18 protein-coding genes are annotated in these 22,089 nt (G+C 71.0%); 10 read left to right on the top strand and 8 right to left on the bottom strand.

Annotated features, from left to right (window positions below; all coding sequences use genetic code 11):
• Window positions 1–237: 237 nt before the first annotated feature.
• Complete coding sequence (locus ACFVFH_RS20870; RefSeq protein WP_030927001.1) at window positions 238–501, bottom strand: WhiB family transcriptional regulator; 264 nt, start codon at window positions 499–501, stop codon at window positions 238–240.
• 704 nt (window positions 502–1,205) lie between these two features.
• On the opposite strand from ACFVFH_RS20870, the gene ACFVFH_RS20865 reads away from it, so the two are divergent.
• The 3 genes from ACFVFH_RS20865 (at window position 1,206) to ACFVFH_RS20855 (ending at window position 4,052) form a co-directional block, all read left to right on the top strand.
• Window positions 1,206–1,706, top strand: a complete 501-nt coding sequence (locus ACFVFH_RS20865; RefSeq protein WP_383770683.1) for a cysteine dioxygenase — start codon at window positions 1,206–1,208, stop codon at window positions 1,704–1,706.
• Window positions 1,707–1,791: 85 nt separating this feature from the next.
• The gene (cofD, locus tag ACFVFH_RS20860) at window positions 1,792–2,748 is read left to right on the top strand and encodes a 2-phospho-L-lactate transferase (RefSeq protein WP_383770680.1); all 957 of its coding nucleotides are present in this window, start codon (window positions 1,792–1,794) and stop codon (window positions 2,746–2,748) included.
• Window positions 2,745–4,052 (top strand): coenzyme F420-0:L-glutamate ligase, encoded by a 1,308-nt coding sequence (locus tag ACFVFH_RS20855; protein ID WP_383770677.1) that lies wholly within the window; start codon window positions 2,745–2,747, stop codon window positions 4,050–4,052. The genes cofD and ACFVFH_RS20855 overlap by 4 nt, the downstream gene beginning before the upstream one ends.
• A gap of 126 nt (window positions 4,053–4,178) precedes the next feature.
• Here the strand turns inward: ACFVFH_RS20855 and ACFVFH_RS20850 are convergent, their stop codons facing one another.
• The 3 genes from ACFVFH_RS20850 to ACFVFH_RS20840 form a co-directional block, all read right to left on the bottom strand.
• On the bottom strand, window positions 4,179–5,177 hold the full coding sequence (locus tag ACFVFH_RS20850) for a DNA-3-methyladenine glycosylase family protein (protein ID WP_383770674.1): 999 nt from the start codon (window positions 5,175–5,177) through the stop codon (window positions 4,179–4,181).
• Window positions 5,178–5,258: 81 nt separating this feature from the next.
• Complete coding sequence (locus tag ACFVFH_RS20845) at window positions 5,259–6,350, bottom strand: sugar phosphate nucleotidyltransferase (RefSeq protein WP_383770672.1); 1,092 nt, start codon at window positions 6,348–6,350, stop codon at window positions 5,259–5,261.
• A gap of 109 nt (window positions 6,351–6,459) precedes the next feature.
• The gene (locus tag ACFVFH_RS20840; protein WP_383770669.1) at window positions 6,460–7,803 is read right to left on the bottom strand and encodes an N-acetylmuramoyl-L-alanine amidase; all 1,344 of its coding nucleotides are present in this window, start codon (window positions 7,801–7,803) and stop codon (window positions 6,460–6,462) included.
• Window positions 7,804–7,941: 138 nt separating this feature from the next.
• On the opposite strand from ACFVFH_RS20840, the gene ACFVFH_RS20835 reads away from it, so the two are divergent.
• The 4 genes from ACFVFH_RS20835 to ACFVFH_RS20820 all read left to right on the top strand — a co-directional run bounded on the left by ACFVFH_RS20835 (window position 7,942) and on the right by ACFVFH_RS20820 (window position 13,852).
• Window positions 7,942–8,694: a TIGR03089 family protein gene (locus tag ACFVFH_RS20835; RefSeq protein WP_383770666.1), complete on the top strand. Its 753-nt coding sequence runs from the start codon at window positions 7,942–7,944 to the stop codon at window positions 8,692–8,694.
• A 182-nt stretch (window positions 8,695–8,876) separates the two neighbouring features.
• On the top strand, window positions 8,877–10,109 hold the full coding sequence (locus ACFVFH_RS20830) for an LCP family protein (protein ID WP_383770663.1): 1,233 nt from the start codon (window positions 8,877–8,879) through the stop codon (window positions 10,107–10,109).
• 223 nt (window positions 10,110–10,332) lie between these two features.
• Window positions 10,333–12,132, top strand: a complete 1,800-nt coding sequence (locus ACFVFH_RS20825; protein WP_383770660.1) for an LCP family protein — start codon at window positions 10,333–10,335, stop codon at window positions 12,130–12,132.
• A 49-nt stretch (window positions 12,133–12,181) separates the two neighbouring features.
• Window positions 12,182–13,852 (top strand): LCP family protein, encoded by a 1,671-nt coding sequence (locus ACFVFH_RS20820; protein WP_383770657.1) that lies wholly within the window; start codon window positions 12,182–12,184, stop codon window positions 13,850–13,852.
• 76 nt (window positions 13,853–13,928) lie between these two features.
• Here the strand turns inward: ACFVFH_RS20820 and ACFVFH_RS20815 are convergent, their stop codons facing one another.
• Window positions 13,929–14,942, bottom strand: coding sequence for a glycosyltransferase family 2 protein (locus ACFVFH_RS20815; protein ID WP_383770654.1), 1,014 nt, complete (start codon window positions 14,940–14,942; stop codon window positions 13,929–13,931).
• 277 nt (window positions 14,943–15,219) lie between these two features.
• Here ACFVFH_RS20815 and ACFVFH_RS20810 point away from each other — a divergent pair, with 277 nt between their 5' ends.
• Window positions 15,220–16,626, top strand: a complete 1,407-nt coding sequence (locus ACFVFH_RS20810) for an LCP family protein (RefSeq protein WP_383770651.1) — start codon at window positions 15,220–15,222, stop codon at window positions 16,624–16,626.
• 24 nt (window positions 16,627–16,650) lie between these two features.
• Here ACFVFH_RS20810 and ACFVFH_RS20805 read toward each other — a convergent pair whose 3' ends face one another.
• Complete coding sequence (locus tag ACFVFH_RS20805) at window positions 16,651–17,199, bottom strand: acyl-CoA thioesterase (RefSeq protein ID WP_383770649.1); 549 nt, start codon at window positions 17,197–17,199, stop codon at window positions 16,651–16,653.
• Between the two features lie 119 nt (window positions 17,200–17,318).
• Between ACFVFH_RS20805 and ACFVFH_RS20800 the strand changes: the two genes are divergently transcribed.
• On the top strand, window positions 17,319–18,620 hold the full coding sequence (locus ACFVFH_RS20800; protein ID WP_383770647.1) for an LCP family protein: 1,302 nt from the start codon (window positions 17,319–17,321) through the stop codon (window positions 18,618–18,620).
• Between the two features lie 258 nt (window positions 18,621–18,878).
• Here ACFVFH_RS20800 and ACFVFH_RS20795 read toward each other — a convergent pair whose 3' ends face one another.
• Both ACFVFH_RS20795 and ACFVFH_RS20790 read right to left on the bottom strand, forming a co-directional pair.
• Window positions 18,879–19,871 (bottom strand): linear amide C-N hydrolase, encoded by a 993-nt coding sequence (locus ACFVFH_RS20795; protein WP_383770645.1) that lies wholly within the window; start codon window positions 19,869–19,871, stop codon window positions 18,879–18,881.
• Window positions 19,872–20,104: 233 nt separating this feature from the next.
• Entirely contained in the window at window positions 20,105–21,115 is a 1,011-nt protein-coding gene (locus ACFVFH_RS20790) for a DUF5954 family protein (protein ID WP_383770643.1), read from the bottom strand.
• Between the two features lie 199 nt (window positions 21,116–21,314).
• Between ACFVFH_RS20790 and ACFVFH_RS20785 the strand changes: the two genes are divergently transcribed.
• Window positions 21,315–22,055, top strand: coding sequence for an SMI1/KNR4 family protein (locus ACFVFH_RS20785; protein ID WP_383770640.1), 741 nt, complete (start codon window positions 21,315–21,317; stop codon window positions 22,053–22,055).
• The last annotated feature ends 34 nt before the right edge of the window (window positions 22,056–22,089 follow it).

Below are 22,089 nucleotides of genomic sequence, written 5' to 3'. Positions count from 1 at the left end.
CGGCCATGGGGTGGTGGAGCCGCGGCGCGGACACGGCGATGGCCCGTCGTCTGCGGGCAGGGCGCAGGCGGCGGGCCATGGTCGGTCGCGGTCCGGATGTCCGGATGTCCGGTGGCCGGGATCCGGCGGCCGGGGTGTTCGGCGGCCGGGGTGTTCGGTGGCCGGGGAACCGATGGCGGGCGTCCGGCGGCCGGGGTCTCCGGCGGTGGGGCGTTCCGTCGTCGCGGGGTTCCGCGGTCAGACGGCGGCCTTCTTCAGGCGGCGGCGCTCCCGTTCCGAGAGGCCGCCCCAGATTCCGAAGCGTTCGTCGTTGGAAAGCGCGTATTCAAGGCATTCGGACCGGACCTCGCAGGCGAGACAGACCTTCTTGGCCTCGCGGGTGGATCCGCCCTTCTCGGGGAAGAAGGACTCGGGATCGGTCTGCGCGCACAGTGCGCGCTCCTGCCAGCCGAGTTCCTCGTCCGCGTCCTCGACCAGCAGTTGCTGGAACAGCTCGGTCATGTGCGCCCCTCGTCTGTCTCTTGCGTCCCCGTGATGCAGCCGTTGCTGATTCCGGCCGAACGACACGAGTGAAATTACAAGTGTGTAGCTCAAGGCCAGTCAAGCGAAGATCTGCTATTGGCCCAGGTATTCACTCTGCGGAACCAAGCCTATGCAGAAAGTGTGCAAATCACCAAAAACCTGACATATGCCATGGGTCTCACCGCGCCTGCCTTCTCACTGAGTGAGACGAGCGGGACCAGCCCGATGTTTCGATTCGATCACTGAAGCGATCAGGATCACATTCGGGTCACGGAGCCTCAGCAACGTTTGGCGGCGCGGCTGATGCGCCACATCTCCGCCATGGTGGCCGAATAAACCCTTCACCGCGTCCGGTAACCGGATGAGGTGAAACATTACCCCCAAATCGGGCATCAGGTTGACAGTGACGGGTCCGCCGGTCACCTTTGATGCATGCCAGCGACCGCCGCGATGTACGCCACCCACGTCCGTGGGTTCCGCACCGCTGTCCAGGCGCGCTGTTGCTGTTCCAGCTGTCACAGCTGTTGACGCCCCAGGGCTCCGGCTCTGATCCAGCTCCTCCCGCAGAGCCTCTCCGCAGCGCTCCCGCAGGACGTCTTCCCTGCTTCCTCCGCGCGGCCGAGACCTCTCCGGTCCCCGTGACACCCGCACACGCACCCCCAGGCCGAGGAACCACCTCACCCATGAACAGCGACAGCGACCTGCAGATCGCCGGCGACCTCCTGGAGGTCCAGCACCTCCTCCAGCCCGCCCGCGAGCACCCCTCCACCGTGTCCGAGTTCGTCGGGCTCGCCCGCTCCATCGCCGCCGACCGCGCGCAGTGGGCGCCGCTCGTCCGGTACGACGCCACCACCCGCTGGTACCACCGGCTGCGCACCGGCCCCGGCTACGAGGTCTGGCTGCTGAGCTGGGTGCCCGGCCAGGGCAGCGGGCTCCACGACCACGGCCCGTCCAGCGGTGTGCTGACCGTCCTGGAGGGCCGGCTGACCGAGCGCACCGAGCGCACCACCCGTGCGCTGGACCCGGGCGCGCAGCGGGTCTTCGCGCCCGGCTACGCGCACGAGGTGGTCAACGACTCCCTGGAACCGTCCGTCAGTCTGCACGTCTACTACCCGGGGCTGACCGAGATGCCGATGCACGCGGCCCGGTGCGCCCCGGCGGCCGTGGACGTCGTACCCGCCTGACGCACGGACCACCAGGCGTCCCTCGCACGTCCGTCGCCCGCCACCGCCCCGACCACGGCCCGGCCTCGCCTGACAGACTGTCCGCATGCGCATTGTGGTTCTGGCCGGCGGTATCGGTGGTGCTCGTTTCCTGCGTGGCCTCAAGCGGGCCGCTCCCGACGCGGACATCACGGTGATCGGCAACACCGGTGACGACATCCATCTGTTCGGGCTGAAGGTCTGCCCCGACCTCGACACCGTGATGTACACCCTCGGCGGTGGCATCGACGAGGAGCAGGGCTGGGGGCGTGCCGACGAGAGCTTCCACGTCAAGCAGGAACTCGCGGCGTACGGCGTGGGGCCCGAGTGGTTCGGGCTCGGCGACCGTGACTTCGCCACGCACATCGTCCGTACGCAGATGCTGGGCGCGGGGTATCCGCTGAGCGCCGTCACCGAGGCGCTCTGCGCGCGCTGGGAGCCGGGGGTCCGGCTGCTGCCGATGTCCGACGACCGGGTCGAGACGCATGTCGCGGTCGACATCGACGGCGAGCGCAGGGCGATCCACTTCCAGGAGTACTGGGTGAAGCTGCGCGCCTCGGTCGAGGCGCAGGCGATCGTGCCGGTCGGCGCCGAGCAGGCCAAGCCCGCTCCGGGCGTGCTGGAGGCCATCGCCGGGGCCGATGTGATCCTCTTCCCGCCGTCCAACCCCGTCGTGTCGGTGGGGACGATCCTCGCCGTGCCCGGGATCCGCGAGGCCATCGCCGAGGCAGGGGTGCCGGTCGTCGGCCTCTCCCCCATCGTCGGGGACGCGCCCGTGCGCGGCATGGCGGACAAGGTGCTCGCCGCGGTGGGCGTCGAGTCGACGGCCTCCGCGGTGGCCACGCACTACGGCTCCGGGCTGCTCGACGGCTGGCTCGTCGACACGGTGGACGCCGGGGCGGTCGACGCGGTGGAGGCCGCGGGCATCCGCTGCCGCGCCGTGCCGCTGATGATGACCGACGTCGGCACCACGGCGGAGATGGCCCGCCAGGCGCTGGCACTGGCCGAGGAGGTACGGGCGTGACCGCCGGGGCGCCCGCGTACCGGGTCTGGGCGCTGCCCGGGATGCCCGAGGTGCGGGCCGGGGACGACCTCGCGAAGCTGATCGCCGCGACCGGGCCCGGCCTGGTCGACGGCGACGTCCTGCTGGTCACCTCGAAGATCGTCTCCAAGGCGGAGGGCCGGATCGTCGAGGCGACCGACCGCGAGGCGGCGATCGATGCCGAGACGGTGCGGGTGGTGGCGCGCCGCGGCATGCTGCGGATCGTGGAGAACCGGCAGGGCCTGGTCATGGCCGCGGCCGGGGTCGACGCCTCGAACACCCCCGCCGGGACGGTGCTGCTGCTGCCCGAGGACCCGGACGCCTCGGCGCGTGCGATCCGCGAGGGGCTGCGGGACCTGCTCGGCGTGGAGGTCGGGGTCGTCGTCACGGACACCTTCGGGCGCCCGTGGCGCAACGGGCTGACCGATGTGGCGATCGGGGCGGCCGGCGTCCGGGTGCTGGACGACCTGCGCGGCGGCACCGACGCGCACGGCAATCCGCTGAGCGCCACCGTGGTCGCCACCGCCGACGAGCTGGCCTCGGCCGGTGATCTGATCAAGGGCAAGGTGGCCGGGCTGCCGGTCGCGGTGGTGCGCGGGCTGAGCCATGTCCTGGACCCCGCCGACACGGAGGGCGCCCGCGCGACCGTGCGGGTCGCGGCCGACGACATGTTCCGGCTGGGTACGTCCGAGGCGGTACGGGAAGCGGTGACCCAGCGGCGCACGGTCCGCGAGTTCACCGACGAGCCGGTGGACCCGGGCGCGGTGCGGCGGGCCGTGGCCGCGGCGGTGACGGCGCCCGCGCCGCACCACACGACGCCGTGGCGGTTCGTCCTGCTGGAGTCCGAGGAGTCGCGGACCCGGCTGCTGGACGCGATGCGGGAGGCGTGGATCGCCGATCTGCGCCGGGACGGGAAGAGCGAGGAGTCGGTCGCGAAGCGGGTGCGGCGGGGCGATGTGCTGCGCCGGGCGCCGTATCTGGTGGTGCCGTGCCTGGTGATGGACGGTTCCCACACCTACGGGGACGAGCGGCGGGACACGGCGGAGCGCGAGATGTTCGTGGTCGCCGCCGGGGCCGGCATCCAGAACTTCCTGGTGGCGCTGGCCGGTGAGCGGCTGGGCTCGGCGTGGGTGTCGTCCACGATGTTCTGCCGCCCCGTGGTGCGCGAGGTACTGGAACTGCCGGAGGACTGGGATCCGCTGGGCGCGGTGGCGGTGGGCCACGCGGCGGCCCCGCCCCCGGCTCGGGCGGTCCGGGGCGCGGAGGGGTTCATCGAGGTGCGCTGAGCGGGGCGCGCGCCCCGGGGGCGGACGGTACATGGGCCGAGGATGCCGGGGTGCCCGCTCCACGGGACTCGCCTTCCGCTGACCCGGGGTGGTCCCGCTCCCCGGCCCACGCGCGGAACGCGGGTCCTACAGACGGGCGATGTCGCCCGGGGTCATGCGTGGGGCGCGGCGGGCCGGGGTGTGGCCGGAGAGCAGGATGAGCCGGGTCGCCCGGTGGCGCTGGCCCTCGTACGGGGCCAGGAGCGCCAGCATCTCCTCGTCGTCGGCGTCCCGGTTGCCCGCCAGGGCGTGGCCGACGATGCCGGGGAGGTGGAAGTCGCCGACGGTGACCGCGTCCGGGGCGCCGTTGGACCGCTGGAGCGTCTCGGCCGCCGTCCAGGGGCCGATGCCGGGGATCAGTTGCAGGCGGGCCATGGCCGCCGGGAGCTCCATGGCCGCCGCTTCCTCCATCCGGCGGGCCACGCGCACCGCGCGCAGGATCGTGCCCGAGCGCTTGGTGTCGACGCCCGCGCGGTGCCATTCCCAGGACGGGATCAGGGACCAGGTGCGGGCGTCCGGGATGACGTGCAGTCCCAGCGCGGTGAACGCGGCGCTGTCCGTGGGACCGGGCGCCGGGGTGCCGTGCTTCCGGACCAGGAGGCGCCAGGCGCGGTAGGCCTCGTCCGTGGTGACCTTCTGCTCCAGGACCGACGGGATCAGCGACTCCATCACCAGTCCGGTGCGCAGCAGCCGCAGACCGGGGCGGTCGCGCCGGGTCACGGCGAGCAGCCGGTGGCGCGGGCGGAAGGCGTCCGGGTCGTCCGTCGCGCCGAGCAGGGTCGGCAGCCGGTCCAGCAGCCACGGTGCGCCCGGCCCCCAGGCCGTCGCCCGGATCCGCCCGCCCCCGGCGGCGAGGCGGAGGGTGCCGGGGCCCGCGGGGGTGCGGCTGGTCCGCCAGACCGTGCCGTCCCCGGTCATCCGGTACGTGGGGTCGGCGGGGCCGCGGCGCAGCGGGCCGACCACCAGGCGCAGGTCGAAGGGGCCGGGCGGGGTCCACTCACGCGTCAGCGCGTCCGCCGCCGGGGCCGCCACCTGGCGCGGGACGGTCGCACGGGGGGCGCCGGGGGGTGCGAATCGTCCTGCCACGGTGAGGTCCTCGGTCGTCGGGGTGCCTGTCGAGGGTAAGCGCTGGGGCCGGTGTCCGGCCGGTCCCCGTACCGCGCCCGGCTACGCGTCGGAGGAGAAGCGCACGGCCGCGTCCGGGAGGACCGCCCCGCACCAGACGCGGATGCCGTCGCGCAGTTCGTTGTCGGCGCCGACCCGGGCCCCGTCCCCGACGACCGCGCCGGTGAGCACCGTACGGCTGCCGATCCGGGCGCCGGCTCCGACCAGCGAGTCCGTGATCACGGCGCCCGGCCCGACGACCGCGCCGGCCAGTATCGCCGAGCCGTCGATCCGGGCTCCCGCGCCGATCAGGGCGCCCTCTCCGACCACCGTACCGCCGCTGATCTTGGCGTCGGCGGCGACGGAGGCCGTGGGCAGCACGAGCCTGTCGCCGCAGCGGCCGGGGACGGCCGGGGAGGGGGCGCGGCCCAGGACGAGATCGGCGGAGCCGCGTACGAAGGCCTGCGGGGTGCCGAGGTCCAGCCAGTACGTGGAGTCGACCATGCCCTGGAGGTGCGCTCCGGAGGCGAGCAGTCCGGGGAAGGTCTCGCGCTCGACGGAGACCGGGCGGCCGGCGGGAATGGTGTCGATGACCGACCGGCGGAAGATGTACGCCCCGGCGTTGATCTGGTCGGTGACGATCTCCTCGGGCGTCTCGGGCTTCTCCAGGAACGCGGTGACCCTGCCGGTGCCGTCCGTCGGGACGAGGCCGAAGGCGCGCGGGTCCTCGACCCGGGTGAGGTGGAGGGAGACATCCGCTCCGGAGTCCGCGTGCGAGGCGACCAGCGCCCGGATGTCCAGGCCGGTGAGGATGTCGCCGTTGAAGATGAGCACCGGGTCGTCCGGGTCCGAGGTCAGCCGGGACGCGACGTTGCGTATCGCTCCGCCGGTGCCGAGCGGCTCGCGCTCGGTGACGTACTCGATGTGGAGGCCGAGCGAGGAGCCGTCGCCGAAGTGCGGTTCGAAGACCTCCGCCAGGTACGACGTGGCGAGCACGATGTGTTCGACCCCGGCGGCGCGGGCGCGCGCCAGCTGGTGGGTGAGGAACGGGACGCCCGCTGCCGGAACCATGGGCTTGGGTGTGTGCACCGTGAGCGGGCGCAGCCGGGTTCCCTTTCCGCCGACCAGGAGGATCGCTTCTTTTGCCTCTGTCACAGCACTGACTCTGCTTCCTGCTGGGGCCTGGCCTGGTTTCGGCTGGCCAGTGTATGCAGACCGGTTCGGTCGTCCCCGGTCAGCGGCCCGCAGCAGCGCTTCCGTACCGTCAGCGGCCCTGGAGCTTGGCGGAGCTGGTCCGGGTCGAGCCGAGCTTCTTGTAGAGACGCGCTCCGGGGCATTCGGTTGCGAAGCCGTCCCGGTGGCCGGAGATGACGTTGAGCGAGACCTTCCTGCCCTTCTTGTACTTGTTGCTTCCGCCCGAGACCAGCGTCACCTTGCCGCGCGGGTTGGCGCCGAACAGGCCGAGCTTCCAGGCGGTGAGCTTCGCCACGGCGTTCACCGCTGCGGCGGGCGGGTTCGACTTGGTGAAGGTACCGAGCACCGCGATGCCCATGGTGTTGGTGTTGAAGCCGAGCGTGTGCGCCCCGAGGACGGCCCGGGTCACCCCGCCCGCGCGTCCCTCGTAGATGTTTCCGCACTTGTCGACGGCGAAGTTGTAGCCGATGTCGCGCCAGCCGCTGCTCTTGACGTGGTAGCGGTAGATCCCGCGCAGGACCGAGGGCGCCTGGGCGCAGGTGTAGTTGTTGCCGGTGGCGCTGTGGTGGATGAAGGCGGCCTTGACGGTGCTGGTGTAGACGAACTTGCGCTCCCTGAGCTTCTCGTCGGCACCCCAGCCCTTGCGGGTGACGATGCGCGGACGGGGCCCGATGTACGGCCGGGACCCCGCCGCGAGACCGGCCTCCGCCTCGCCCCGCACCTCGGACTCCGTCTTGCCCAGCGCGGGGAGCACGCCCTGGCCGAGGGCGCCGGCACGGCCGTCCGCGGCGGCGGGGGGACCGGCCGCGGTGACACCGCCGAGGTGGGTCGCGGCCACCTGCTGCGGGTCCTTGCCGGGGTCGACGAGTTCGAGGCGCAGCCCGCCGGGCAGCGGTACGGCGGGGGTGGTGCGGTCCCGCGGGTCCGGGGTCTCGGGGCGTACGCGGACCGCGACGCCGTCCGAGTCGCCGACCCAGAGCGGCGCGGTGGAGCCCCGGACCGCGCCGGAGTCGCGCTCGGCGGTGCCGGGGTCGGCGGAGTGCTCGGCGTTGTGGGTCTCCAGGTCCTGCCAGCCCGACCAGATGCCGGTGGCGGTGGCGCGGGTGCGGACCTGGACGGTGCCGTGGAGCTCGGTGTCCACGTCGTCCCAGACGACGCCGACCAGGGAGAAGGGGCGGACCCCGCGTTCGGGCAGCCCCTGTGCGGGGGCCGCCCCGGCCCGGGTCGGTTCGCCGGAGGGGGCCGGCAGGGTGCGCATCGGCAGGGACTCCGTCGAGCCCGGCACGTCGAGGGGCCCGGCCGACTCGGCGGGGACGGTGCGGGGGTCGGGGGCGGCGCCCGCGGGCACGGCCGACGGCAGTGCGAGAACGGCCGCGCAGGTGACACCGATCGAAGATGCAAGGAAGGCACGCATGCGAACAATCCTGGGCACAACCCGGCAACTCCGGCCACCCGGACCCCGCCGTGCATGTGACGGTCCGTCTGCCCGACCGGTGTACCCGGCGCCCCTTCGCTCCCGCCGGGCCGGTCGCCGCCGCGTACGCTTGCGCGGATGAACGCCACCGACCGCACCCCTGCCGACCTGCTGCGTTCCGCGCTCGCCGCGGACCCCGCCCGCCCCCTGGTCACTTTCTACGACGACGCCACCGGAGAGCGCGTCGAACTGTCGGTGGCCACCTTCGCCAATTGGGTGGCCAAGACCGCCAATCTCCTTCAGGGCGACCTCGCCGCCGAACCCGGCGACCGGCTCGCGTTGCTGCTGCCCGCGCACTGGCAGTCCGCGGTCTGGCTGCTCGCCTGCTCCTCGGTCGGCGTGATCGCCGACGTCCAGGGCGACCCGGCCGGGGCGGACCTCGTCGTCAGCGGTCCGGACACCCTGGAGGCCGCCCGCTCCTGCCGGGGCGAGCGGGTCGCCCTGGCGCTGCGCCCGCTGGGCGGCAGGTTCCCGCGGACACCCGAGGGGTTCGCGGACTACGCGGTGGAGGTGCCGGGCCAGGGCGACCGGTTCGCCCCGTTCGCACCGGTGGACCCGGAGGCTCCCGCGCTGGTGGTGGACGGTGTCCGGCTGACGTCGGCGCAGGTGGTGGCGCGGGCCCGGAAAGACGCGGAGGAGCTCGGCCTGACCGCCGGATCGCGGCTGCTCACGGGGCGCGCGTACGGCAGCTGGGAGGGGCTGAGCGCGGGACTGTTCGCACCGCTGGCCGCCGGGGGCTCCGTGGTCCTGTGCCGGCACCTGGGGCAGTTGGGTGAGGAGGGGCTGGCGAAGCGCATGGCGAGCGAGCGGGTCACCAACAGTGCGGTATGACAAGCACGCTGAGGACCACTCTTCCGGCCCACACCGTGCCGAGTCCTCGGCGGCTCCGCGTCAACTCCGGTACATGATCGGCATTACGGCCCACCAGGGACACAACCAAGCGTGAGGTTCAGCCGTCTACTCCTGCGACCGGCGGCCCGACGCGCCGCCGAACGTGAAGGATGGACGCAGACGTGAGCGAAAGCGCCGGCCCGCCGGCCGATCCGCCGGCGGGCGGGGACAAACCGGAGTCCGGGAGCGGGCCCGGCCCCGCCCCGGCCACCGGAGCCGGGCACCGGCGGCACTGGCTGCGCTGGACCGCGCTCGGCGCCTCGTTCGTCGTGCTGGTCGCGGCGGGTGCCGGCTGGTGGCTGTACCGGAAGCTCGACGGCAACATCAGGACCGACACCTCCGCGGCGGCCGAGCTCAAGGCGTACGACCGGGAGCGGCCCGCCTCCGTGGTGCGCAACGCGGAGAACATCCTGCTCATCGGCTCGGACAGCCGGGCCGGTGACAACCGCAAGTACGGCCGGGACGACGGCGGCAGCCAGCGTTCGGACACCACGATCCTGCTCCACCTCGCCGCGGACCGGAAGAGCGCCACGGCGATGTCCCTGCCGCGCGACCTGATGGTGACGATCCCGGTCTGCCACCGGGCGGACGGCTCGGCCACGAAGAAGCAATTCGCCCAGTTCAACTGGGCCTTCGAGTTCGGCGGCGCCGCCTGCACGATCCGTACGGTCGAGAAGATGACCGGCGTGCGGATCGACCACCACATGATCGTCGACTTCAACGGCTTCAAGGACATGGTCGACGCCGTGGACGGGGTCGAGGTCTGCCTCAAGAAGCCGGTCGACGACTCCGCCGCCCATCTGAAGCTCCCCGCCGGACGCCAGACGCTCGACGGCGAACAGGCGCTGGGGTACGTACGGGCCCGCAAGTCGATCGGCAACGGCAGCGACACCGAACGGATGGACCGCCAGCAGCAGTTCCTGGGCGCGCTGGTGAACAAGGTCCAGAGCAACGGCGTCCTGCTCAATCCGACCCGCCTCTACCCGGTGCTGGACGCGGCCACCAAGGCGCTGACCACCGACCCGGGGCTGGACAGCCTCAAGGACCTGTACGACCTGGTGCGCGGCATGCGCAACGTACCGACCGACAAGGTGCAGTTCCTGACCGTGCCCCGGCAGCCGTACGTCGCCGACCGGAACCGGGACGAACTCGTACAACCCGATGCGGACCGGCTTTTCAAGCGGCTGCGCGACGACGATCCGGTCGCGGTGGTCCCGGCGGACGAGTTCCGACATGACGACGGAAAGAACAACGGGAAAAACAATGCCGCTGCCGATACCCCGGATGGATCGGGCCCCAGTCCCACACCCACCTATTCCGGCAACAACGCGGCGGCCGACCTGTGCAAGCAGTAAAGCAATTCCCAAGCAGAAGCCGGTGATCGGCGTGTAATGAGCAGTATGACCAGTTGTAAGGAGCGTGGAATTTGTCACGCACGTCGCTAGAGGCCGAACTGGGCCGATAGTGTGACGCGATCCGGTGCTTCCGGCCACCAGGCCGCGCACTTCTGGAGCGAAAGATCGAGCGCCTGATCGGGGGAGGCGCCTCGCGTGGCACCGACGGAGGACTCAAACAACCGTGGATGCGCAAAGCCGTGGGCGGGCGGATGGAATCGACCCCGCAGACCAGTGGGTTCTCAACCCGCACACCGGCGATTACGAACTGCGACTGAATCATTCCGGAGGGGATTCGGACTCCCCTTCCCGCACTTCCGGGGCGCGTGTTCCGCATAGCAGAGAGCCGGTCGGCGACAGCGGCGGCGGGCGGCGGGGAACCACTCGCGACGGCAGGGGCGACCGCCGCGATCCGGCCCGCGACGACCAGGGCTCGCCCTCGAAACGCGAGGTGCCCGGACAGCGCAGCCGCCGTTCGGCCAACGGCGGGCGCGGCCAGGAGAGTTCCGGCCCGGCGGGACGCCGCAGCCGCAAGGCCCCGAAGGCCCGGCGCAAGAAGGCGCTGATGTGGACGGGCGGTGTGACCGCCTTCGTCCTGGTCGGCCTCTCGGTGGGCGGCTACGCGCTGTACCAGCACTTCAACGGCAACCTGAACACGGTCGACGTGGGCGGGGCCGGCAACAAGAACGTCTTCGACAACGACGCCCCGATCAACATACTGATCATCGGTACCGACAAGCGCACCGGCAAGGGCAACAAGGGCTACGGCGACAGGGGCAGCGTGGGCCACGCCGACACCAACATCCTCTTCCACGTCTCCGAGGACCGCACCAACGCGACGGCGCTCAGCATCCCCCGCGACCTGATCACGGACATCCCGGACTGCCGGGTCAAGCAGGAGGACGGCTCGGAGAAGCTCGTTCCGGGCAAGCAGAACGTCCGCTTCAACGAGAGCCTCGGCCAGGCGGGCCGTAACGCCGGCTGCACCATGGAGACGGTCAAGGAGATCACCGGGCTGAAGGTCGACCACTTCATGATGGTCGACTTCAACGCGGTGAAGGAGCTGTCCACCGCGGTCGGCGGGGTCGAGATCTGCCTGGCCAAGCCGGTCGACGACCCGGACTCCCATCTGAAGCTGCCGGCCGGTGAGCACCGCATCGAGGGCGAGCAGGCCCTGGCGTTCGTACGGACCCGGCACAGCTTCGGCAACCACGGCGACCTGGACCGGATCAAGGTCCAGCAGCAGTTCATCGCCTCGATGATCCGGCAGATGCAGTCGGACTCCACCCTGACCAGCCCGACCAAGCTGTACAAGCTGGCGGACGCCGCGACCAGGGCGCTCACCGTCGACACCGGCATCGGTACGGGCACGAAGCTGGCCTCGCTGGCCCAGGAGCTCAGCAAGGTCAACACCAAGAACATCACCTTCACCACGGTGCCGGTGCTCGACAACCCGGCCGAGAAGGTCCCGGTCACCGTCGTGCTGAACCCGCCCAAGTCCGACCAGCTCTTCGCCATGATGCGCGACGACACCTCGCTGACCGAGGTGAAGTCGAAGAAGAAGGCCGCGAAGAGCAAGCAGGACGCACTCCTCAAGGGAACCAAGGCCGCCGCGGGCGACGTCCGCGTCGATGTGTACAACGGCGGAAAGGTCCCGGGAGCCGCGCAGGCGACGGTCACCTGGCTCCAGAACGAGCAGGGCGTACTCAAGTCCACCAACAAGGCCAACGCCCCGGCGAAGGCCGCGAAGACCACGTTGGAGTACGCACCGAACCAGGCGGACCAGGCACGCGCGCTGGCCGCCATGATGGGCCTGCCCGGCTCGGCCATGAAGAAGGGCACCGCGGAAGCCGAAGGGCTTCAGGCGATGGTCCTGACGCTGGGGGACGACTTCAAGGGCGCGGGCACTCCCATCACCGGTCCGGCGAAGGTGCCGGCCGACATCCAGCAAGCAAACGCAGACAAGGCAGAGTGCGCCAAGTGACACCAGGTCACCGCACTTACCCACGAGTCGGAGCAGCAGGGGGGACCTGGTGGCACGAAGCAGCACACCCGGGGAGGGGACGCGACCACGCGTCCGGCACGCCGGCCAACTCGGCTGGGACGACAAGCTGTACGAGGAGGAGCCGGAGAGCGCCGCGGACTCCGGCAGCGGGGAGCAGGGAACCGCTTCCGGAGAGAGCGGTCACCGGCGCGGTGGCACGAAACGGCGCGGCAAGAAGCGCAAGCACCGGGTGCTGCGCTGGAGCGCGTCCGTTCTCGCGCTGCTCATAATCGGCGGCGCGGGGGCCGGATACCTCTACTACGAACACCTCAACAGCAACATCAAGAAGGCCGATCTGACCCTCGGCGACAAGAAGATGGCCGACCACAAGGCCAATGCCGCCGGTCAGACGCCGTTGAACATCCTGCTCATCGGTTCGGACGCGCGGGACAACGCGGAGAACCAGAAGCTCGGCGGGGCGAAGGAGACCTTCGGGGCACCGCCCCTGGCCGACGTACAGATGCTGCTGCACGTCTCCGCCGACCGCAGCAACATGTCGGTGATCAGCATGCCGCGCGACACCATGCTGAAGATCCCGAAGTGCACCGATCCGAAGACGAAGCGCGTCTACCCCGCGTCCGTCGGTCTGAAGATGACCAACGAGACGCTCGACCGCGGCGGTCCCGGATGCTCCGTGGCCACCTGGTACGAGCTGACCGGCATCACCATCGACCACTTCATGATGATCGACTTCTCGGGTGTGGTCTCGATGGCCGACGCCATCGGCGGCGTCCCGGTCTGCGTGAAGAACAATGTCTACTCGCGCGACAGCAAGGGCCATGGCTCCGGGCTGAAGCTGAAGAAGGGCACCACGAAGATCAAGGGCAAGCAGGCCCTCCAGTGGCTGCGCACCCGCTACGGCTTCGAGGACGGCACCGACCTCGGCCGCACCCACGCCCAGCACATGTACATGAACTCGATGGTCCGTGAACTGCGCAAGGGCACCAAGCTCACCGACCCGGGCAAGCTGACCGACCTCGCCGAGGCGGTGATCAACGCGCTCACCGTCGACAAGTCCATCGACACGGTCAAGGACCTCTACGACCTCGCGGAGGACCTCAAGAGGGTGCCGACCAAGCGCATCACCATGACGACGATGCCGAACGTCTACGGGACGGGCACGCTCAAGGAGCGGGTGCTCCCCAAGCCCGGCGAGGCCGACCAGCTCTTCCAGATGGTCCGCGACGACATCCCGCTCGACGGCAAGGCGTCCAAGCGCAAGGCACCGGCCGCCAAGAAGCCTTCGTCGGCCCCGGCCGACATCCCGGTGACCGTTCGCAACGGTTCGGGCACGGAGACCCAGTACGCGGCCAAGGGCCGCGCCACGGCGGTCCAGGAGCTGCTGGCCGGGAAGGGCTTCGGCCGGGCCACGATCGACGGGCAGAGCACCGCGTCCACCAAGCGGACCGAGATCCGCTACCCCACCGTGGACATGGAGGGCGACGCCCAGGCGGTCGCCAAGGCGCTCGGCATCCCGCTGACGGCGGTGAAGAAGTCGGCCGACGTCTCGGGCATCACCCTGACCGTGGGTTCCGACTGGCGCGAGGACGGGCCCTACCACGCGCCCTCCGCCGAGGAGAAGACCCCGGAGAGCGCACGGGCGCTGAACGGCGACGACGAGTCGGCCTGCATGGACATCCAGCCGGGCTTCACCTGGTAGCGCCGCACCGGCACAGTGCACAGCGGGGGCCTTCCGGAACGTCGGAAGGCCCCCGCTGTGTCGTTCGTTCGGCGCGCTACGCGGTGACGGCCGGCCGACGGCTGGCGATGACCTTCCTCGCCAGCGAGCGCGGGCTGGTCAGGAAGCCGTACCCCCACGACATGTGCATGGTCGCGAGGGCCACCGGGATCCGCACCCGCGCCTTCAGCGGCAGGCCCTTGCCCGCCGGTACGGACCCGGCGACGATCGCCGCGACGTACCCGGCGGGGACGACGAAGGCCCACGGGGTGACGGCGGCGCCGACCACGATGCCCGCCGCGATCGCGCAGACGGCGGTGGGCGGCGCCAGATAGCGCAGGTTGATCGATCCGGAGTGGTAGCGGGCGACCACGTGCCGCCAGCGGCCGTAGTCCTTGTACTGCTTGGCCAGGGCCCGCACGGAGGGGCGCGGCCGGTACTGCACCTTCAGTTCCGGCGAGAACCAGATCAGGCCGCCGGCCTCGCGGATGCGGAAGTTCAGCTCCCAGTCCTGGGCCCGGATGAACTCGACGTTGTAGCCGTCCGCCTTCTCCAGCGCCTCGCGGCGGAAGACGCCGAGGTAGACGGTCTCCGCCGGGCCGGCCTGGCCGCCGGTGTGGAAGGCGGCGTTGCCGACGCCGATCTTCGAGGTCATGGCCGCGGCGACGGCGTCCTCCCAGGCGTTCTCCCCCTCGGCGTGCATGATGCCGCCCACGTTCTGTGCGCCGGTCTCCTCCAGGAGGCGGACGGCGGTGGCGATGTAGTTCGGCGAGAGCATGCCGTGGCCGTCGACCCGGACGACTATCGGGTGGCTGGAGGCCTTGATCGCGGCGTTGAGGGCGGCCGGGGTGCGGCCGGTGGGGTTCGGGACGGTGTGGACCCGGGGATCCTCGCGCACCAGCTCCGCGGCGATCTCGTCCGTACGGTCCGTGGAGGGGCCCAGTGCGATGACCACCTCCATCTCCCCTGCGTACTCCTGCTCCAGGATGTGCCGGACGGAGTTCCTGAGGTGGCGTTCCTCATTGAGCACCGGCATGATCACGGAGACGGCGGGGTGCTGCGCGGCAGACATGGTGGTCCTCGGGTGGTCCTCGGGGGCGCCGGGGGTCTCGCACCCCACCAGGCGGCGGTATTCGGCCGCCACGTTACCGCGAATGGGGGACACGGGCGCGCCCCGCCGGAGCACACCCCGGACTGTTGATCATATGGACCTACTGTGCGAACGGTCGCCCTCGCACCCTGGAGGTCCGCCAGTGTCCACCCTGCACCGCTCCCCCAGTCCGTCCCGTTCCCGCGCGGTCCCGCCGCAGCGCAGGCCCAGAAAACAGGACGAGCGACCACGCTGGGGCATGCGGATGGTGACCGGCGTCTCCGTGCTGGTCCTGGGGGCCGGCGGGATCGGTCACGCGCTGGTGACGGACCTGGGGACCGGGATCGACCGGATCGATCCGTTCAGGGACATGAAGAACCGGCCGCCCGCGGGCACCGGCACCAATCTGCTGCTCGTGGGCACCGACGGCCGCGACCGGATCACCGCCGAGGAGAAGAAGAAGTACCGGCTGGGCGGCGCCCCCTGCCACTGCACCGACACCGTCATGCTGGTCCACCTGTCGGCGGACAAGAAGCGCGCCAGCGTCGTCTCGCTGCCCCGCGACAGCTACGCCGAGGTCCCCGAGTACCGGGACCGGGTCTCCGGTGCGACGCGCGCCGCGCACCCGTCGAAGCTGAACGCGGCCTATGCCGAGGGCGGCCCGAATCTGACCGTGCGGACCGTCGAACACATGACCGGCGTCAAGGTCGACCACTATCTGGAGGTCGACTTCACCAGCTTCATGAAGACGGTGGACGCCCTGGGCGGGGTGAAGATCTGCACGACCCGGCCGATGAAGGACGCGTACACCGGCCTCGACCTCGCCGCGGGCGCCCATGAGCTCAACGGCGGACAGGCCCTCCAGTACGTACGTTCCCGGCACATCGACGGGGCCGCCGACCTGGGGCGGATGGAGCGCCAGCAGAAGTTCCTCGCCTCGCTGGTCGCACGGGCGACCAGCAGCGGGGTGCTGCTGAACCCGGTCAAGTTCCGGGACGTCGCCTCGACGATGCTGAATTCGGTCCGGGCCGACGAGGGGTTCGGTACGGAACAGATGCTGGAGCTCGGCCAGGCGATGCGCGGCTTCTCCCCCGCCTCGTCCGAGTTCGCCTCCGTCCCGCTGGGCAACGTCTCCTACCGGGTCAAGGGCATCGGCGCGACCGTCACCTGGGACGCGGCCAAGTCGAAGAAGCTCTTCCGGGCCCTGCGCGAGGACGAGCCGCTCGCCCCCGCCCGGCCCGAGCGGCCGAAGGCGGTACAGGTCGACGTCGCCCCCGCGCAGATCCGGGTCCAGGTCTACAACGGGACGCCGAAGGACGGCCTCGGCCGGACGGTCGACGACGCGCTGCGCGCCACCGGCTTCGACACCACCCGCGCCCCGCTCAACAGGGAGCCGCACGAGAACAGGGAACAGCGCCGGGACGACGAGGACGAGCCGGACGGCCTGAAGCGGACCCTGGTCACCTACGACCCGCGCTGGGACCGTTCCGCCAGGTCGCTGGCCGCCGCGCTGCCCGGCGCCGAGCTGCGGGCGGTGCGGGGCCAGGGCTCCACGATGCGGGTGACGGCGGGCGCCGACTTCGACACCGTGCAGCGGGTGCGGGCCGAGGAGAAGAACAACGGCGAGTACGGCGCGGTCACGGGCGACGAGGTGGCCTGCCCGTGACCACGGGCCCGTCGGCCGGCGCCCTCAGTCCTCGATGCCCTCCGCCGCGCGCTTCTCGCGCAGCTCCTTGATCGCGCGGCGGCGGGCGAGGCGGTGGGTGCGCCGGATCTGCGCCTCCTGGTAGCGCCGCTTGTCGCGCTCCGTCTCCGGGATCACCTGCGGTACGGGGCGCGGCCTGCCGTCCGCGTCGACGGCGGCGAACACCAGATAGGCGCTGCCGACCTGCTGGGCGGGGGTGGATTCGTTCCACCGCTCGGCCATGACCCGGACGCCGACCTCCATCGAGGAGCGGCCCGTCCAGTTCACCTGGGCGCGGACGTGCACGAGGTCGCCGACGCGGACCGGCTCCAGGAAGACCATCTCGTCCATCGAGGCCGTCACGGCGGGCCCGCCGGAGTGCCGGCCCGCCACGGCACCGGCCGCGTCGTCGACCAGTTTCATGATCACGCCACCGTGCACCGTACCCAGCAGATTGGTGTCGCTGCCGGTCATGATGTGGCTGAGGGTGGTCCGGGAAGCGGCGGTCACCTTGCCCGGAATGTCGCCCTCCGGGCGTGGGGCCTGATCTGTCATACCGTCCACCTTATGCGGGGGCCCTTCGCCGTCCGCATTGCATCAGCTTCGCAACAGCCCTGATGCGATTTCCCGCACCCCCTGTAATACCAGCGCACCTGCCCTGCACACTGGACCGCATGAACGATTGGCCCGAGGGATGGTCCGACGACAACCGGGGCGGCAACCGCTACGGGCAGGGCAGCGCCGGTGAGCGGCCCGAGGGCGCCCGCGTGATGCGGCACGTCCAGCGCCCTCCCGCCCCGCCGCGGCAGCGCCCCGCCCCGCCCCGGCAGCGCCAGGGGCAGTCGCAGCAGCACTCCGGCGGCTACGACGACGGCGCGGGGTACGACAGCGGTTACAACACGGGCGCGGTCTACGGCCAGGGCGGCGGCCGGGGCAACGGCCACGGCGGTCAGGGCGGCGGCCAGGGGCCCGGCGGCTACGCGCAGGGGCGTCCGGCGCCCGACTGGCGCCGCCGGATCAAGATAGGTTCGCTGTCCCTGGTGGTCGTGATCCTCGCGGTCTCCATAGGCACGTACTTCTGGGCCGACTCCAAGCTCAAGCGCGAGGTGGACCTCTCCAAGGTCATCGAGCGCCCGTCGGCGGGCGACGGCACCAACTACCTGATCGTCGGTTCCGACAGCCGCGAGGGCATGACGGCCGAGGACAAGAAGAAGCTCCACACCGGCTCCGCGGAAGGCAAGCGGACCGACTCGATGATGATCCTGCACGACGGATCCAACGGGCCGACGCTGATCTCCCTGCCGCGTGACTCGAACGTCGAGATCCCGTCGTTCAAGGGCTCCGACTCCGGCAAGCTCTACCCCGGCCGCGGCCGCTTCACCAAGCTGAACGCCGCGTACGCCATGGACGGCCCCGAACTCCTCGTCCGCACCATCGAGTTCAACACCGGTCTGCGCATCGACCACTACTGCGAGATCGGCTTCGGCGGCTTCGCCAAGATCGTGGACGCGATCGGCGGCGTGGAGCTGGACATCCCCAAGGGCTTCAAGGACAAGAAGTCCGGCGCCGACTTCAAGGCGGGCAAGCAGACGCTCAACGGCGAACAGTCGCTGGCCTTCGTCCGCACCCGGTACGCCTTCGCCCAGGCCGACCTGGCCCGTACGAAGAACCAGCAGAAGTTCCTCGCGGCGCTGGCGAGCCAGACCGCGACGGCGTCCACGATCCTCAACCCGTTCAAGCTGTACCCGACCATGGGGGCGGGCCTGGACACCCTGGTCGTGGACAAGGACATGTCGCTCTGGTCCCTGGGCCAGATGTTCTTCGCCATGAAGGACGTCACGGGCGGTGACGGCAAGTCGATGAACATGCCGATCTCCGGTTTCTCGGGCGGCAATGTGGTCTGGGACAAGACCAAGGTCAAGCAGCTGGTGGAGCAGCTCAAGAACGACGAGAAGGTCACCGTCACCGAGAACTGACGGCGGACGGCCGCGGTCGGCGGACGAGAGCGGGGAGCGCCTGCTCCACCGGGGCCGGACCGCCGCCGACGCGGAAGGCGAGGCCGGCCGGGACGTCCCGGCCGGCCCCCACCACCGCGCGGGCCGACCAGCCGGAGCAGCGGGACGACAGGCGCGGCCACGCCGTCCTCGGCACCGCGACGGCGGAAGCCCTCGCCATCCGGCCATCAGCGCGATCGCCCGGGACACGCCCTGCCCCACCTGTCCCACCCGGTCCGCCTAGTGCACCGGGACGAACTCGCCGGTCACGTTGCCGACGTGGCCGGTCTCCTTGGCCACGTCGAGGCGCAGCTCCGGGTTGCCCTCGGAGAAGTCCAGCTGCGACAGCTCGACCCACACCACATTGGGGCTCGTGGTGGACTCGTAGAAGTACCGGCCCTCGGTGAGGTCGGCGACGGTACGCCACCGCGTGGTCGAGATGTTCGGCCGCACCTCGTCCGCCGTACCGAACGGAGCGGAGGCGTTCCGGATCACGCTGAACATGTACGCCGCGGCTTCGCGCGGATCCGAGGTGCTCGGAAGCTGGGCGGAGTAGTACGCGGCGCGGGCGAAGCGGTCCGGCGAGTCGACGCCGCCCGGCAGCGGCTGATCGCCGCCGAGCCCTTCGTAACGCTCCTTCAGCTCCAACTGCTCCTCGTACCAGGGCGAGTTCGCCATCACGGTGTACTGCTTGCCCTTGTGCACGACGGCCTTGCCGTCGCGGAACTCGATGATGGCCGAGTTGCCGTCCTTGTCCGCGAGCGCGAGGTGGCCGGTCCCCGGCTTGCCACCGAGATCCTTGGGGATGAGCTGTACGTTCTCCCCTTCGATCTTCGCCACCGCGTCGTCCACGTTGTCGAAGCAGTCGAGCAGGCACTGGATCGCCCAGTACAGCTCAAGTCCAGGGCGCGAGGGGTCACGGTCGCCGTACTCCGATTCGGAGAGGTACAGCCCGCTGACCTGGAGCCCCGCCTCGTTGACCCCGTCGACGGCGGCCTCGCGGTACATGAGCGCGACGACACTGCCGAACCGCGAGGTCCAGGTGAAGTCGCCCGGGGCCGAGGGCGTGGTGGGCATGCTCCGGCGCTCCATGCCGCGCGGACGCACCGCCAGGACCGTGTCCGTGTCCTGGTACCAGTCCATGCTCCGGCCGACCAGCACGTTGCCCTGGGCGGGACCGCCCTGGGCCCTACAGGAATGCCCCTGCGACGACCACAGGATTCGTGTACACATGGTTTGAATTGTGGGCAATGCGTATCGGATCGGCTGGTCGACTCGGCCAGTGTTCACTCCGTCGCCTCAGGGCCCACGGACGCGGACGCGGGGTACGGGGCCGGCGCCGCCGCAACGCCTGCCGCCGACCGGCGGGAACGACCGCAGCCGTTCCCACTCGGCATCCAGCGGATCGCCCCGCCCCGCGTCAACGGCCTGGAGGCGGGACGGTCACATGTTCGGGCGGACGGGGTCTAGGCGTTCCGCTCGACGTTTCCCCACTCGTCCATCCTGGGGTGGATCTGCGAGGGGCCCTGGTCGTCGACGTCCGAGCGCCGCGGCCCTTCCGGCCCGGCGGGACCGATGCGCATCATCCGTTCGATCCGGGCGATCTGGAAGGAACGCCCCCTTACCTTCAGCTCGTTGGACCGCACGCGCCGCATGAACGAATCCGCCGCACGCGCGTACACGGCCGCTTCCCGCTCGTCGACCTCGCCGGTCATCGGCAGGTACGTCTTCAGGTAGTAGATCAGCGCACGCCGCGCGTCCTGCGGGGTCGGGTGCTGGCTCGACGCCATCGACCAGGAATTCTCCTTGTGCTCCATCACCCGGAAGACGACCGGCAGCAGCACGAGGCCCGGATGGGTCCGCAACGCCCGCCGCGAGTCGGCCAGCACATCGGGCGGGAAACGGTCCGAGGTGTACGCGAGCGATACCAGCCCCATCCGGTCCAGGCCCTCCGTCAGCCCCACCGCCGCCGCGTGATCGACCACGAACCCCTTGGTGTTCGAGGGCGTACGCTCCAGGGAGTCCCAGCCCTCCGAGTCGGCGTCCGTGGCCCTGGGCGGCTCCAGCCGCCCCTGACCGGTCCGGGCGAACTCGTCGGCACGCACCACGCGGTAGCGCGTGTCACCGACGGTCAGCTCGTTCAGCGGCTCGGTCTCCAGCCTGGCCACCGCTTCCAGCAGGGCGCGCCGCTCCCGGCGGTCGTCGGTCTCGTCCTTGGCCTTGAACCAGAGATGGGAGTTCAGCTCGTCGCGAGCGTCCTGGGGGTAGCCGGTTTCCATGTCGGTCAGCAGCCGCCACCGCGGCCGCTCGCCCCGGCGCTGCTCGGCGATACCGAAGAGCGGCCCCCGGACCACGACCCTCCCGTACGTCCGGGACGCGACGAGCGCGTCCGCCTCGGTGACCAGGGAGACCGGGTCGTCCCGGCGCTGCACATTGATGACGAGATGATCCGGTGGTGCCTGTTGGTGATCGGTCATGCACCCAGTGTGCCGAGATCGAGTGCGGAAGGTGGGCGGAATGGGGGAAGGGGGCCGGAATAGGGCCTGAGGGAACGGCACTTCACCGACGGCGGCACCTTGCCGACGGGGGACGGCGCGGGGCGTTGCCGGTGGTGACACCCCGCCGGGTGAGGGACGGCACGGGGCGTTGTCAGTGGTGACGCCTACAGTCGCAGGCATGACGCAAGAGCAGGAGCAGCAGCAGCGCTCCAACCTCGCACTCGATCTCGACGCGCTCGGCGCGGCCACCGGCGAACCGGCCGACAGACAGGCGGCGTGGCGCTTCATCCGCGCCTTCGCCCGCGACTGGAGCGGACGCCCCTTGGACGAGGCCGATGGCCACACCCCCGCCGAACTCGACGCGGCACAGGCCCGCCTCGGCCTGCCCCTGCCCGCCGCACTGCGCGATGCCCACCAACTGCTGGGCCGACGACCGGATCTGACGGACAACCAAGACACCCTGCTCGCTCCGCGGGATCTCTACCTGGACGCGGACCGCGGCGTCCTGGTCTTCCGCGTCGAGAACCAGTCCTGCGCCTACTGGGGCATACGCGTCGCGGACCTGGACCAGGAGGACCCGCCCGTCGTGGTCCGCGCCGACCTCGTCCACCCCACCGCCGACGACTGGGTCCCGTGGCTGGGCCGGGTCAGCGTCGCGTTCGTCGAGATCGTCCTCTCCGAGGCCCTGTGCGCCGACGATGACCTGATGGGCTGGGTGTCCCCCGACGACGAGTCCGGTCTCCCCGAGGACATTGCCGCCACCTTCCTGCGCCTGCCGTTCCCGGAGTACCCGATCGGCCAGCAGCCGGGCTCACGCTGGTACGCACACGACGAGATCGTCCTCCGCGACGACCACGGGACCGCGATGTTCCGTGCCCGCACGGAGGCGGCCTTCGACCGCTTCGACGAGGAGGACTGACGGAGACCGCCCCGCCCGGGTCCGGCGGCCGAGC

This window comes from Streptomyces sp. NPDC057697 (assembly GCF_042799335.1).
Taxonomy (GTDB): domain Bacteria; phylum Actinomycetota; class Actinomycetes; order Streptomycetales; family Streptomycetaceae; genus Streptomyces.
This window is presented reverse-complemented; position numbering and strand designations above follow the sequence as displayed.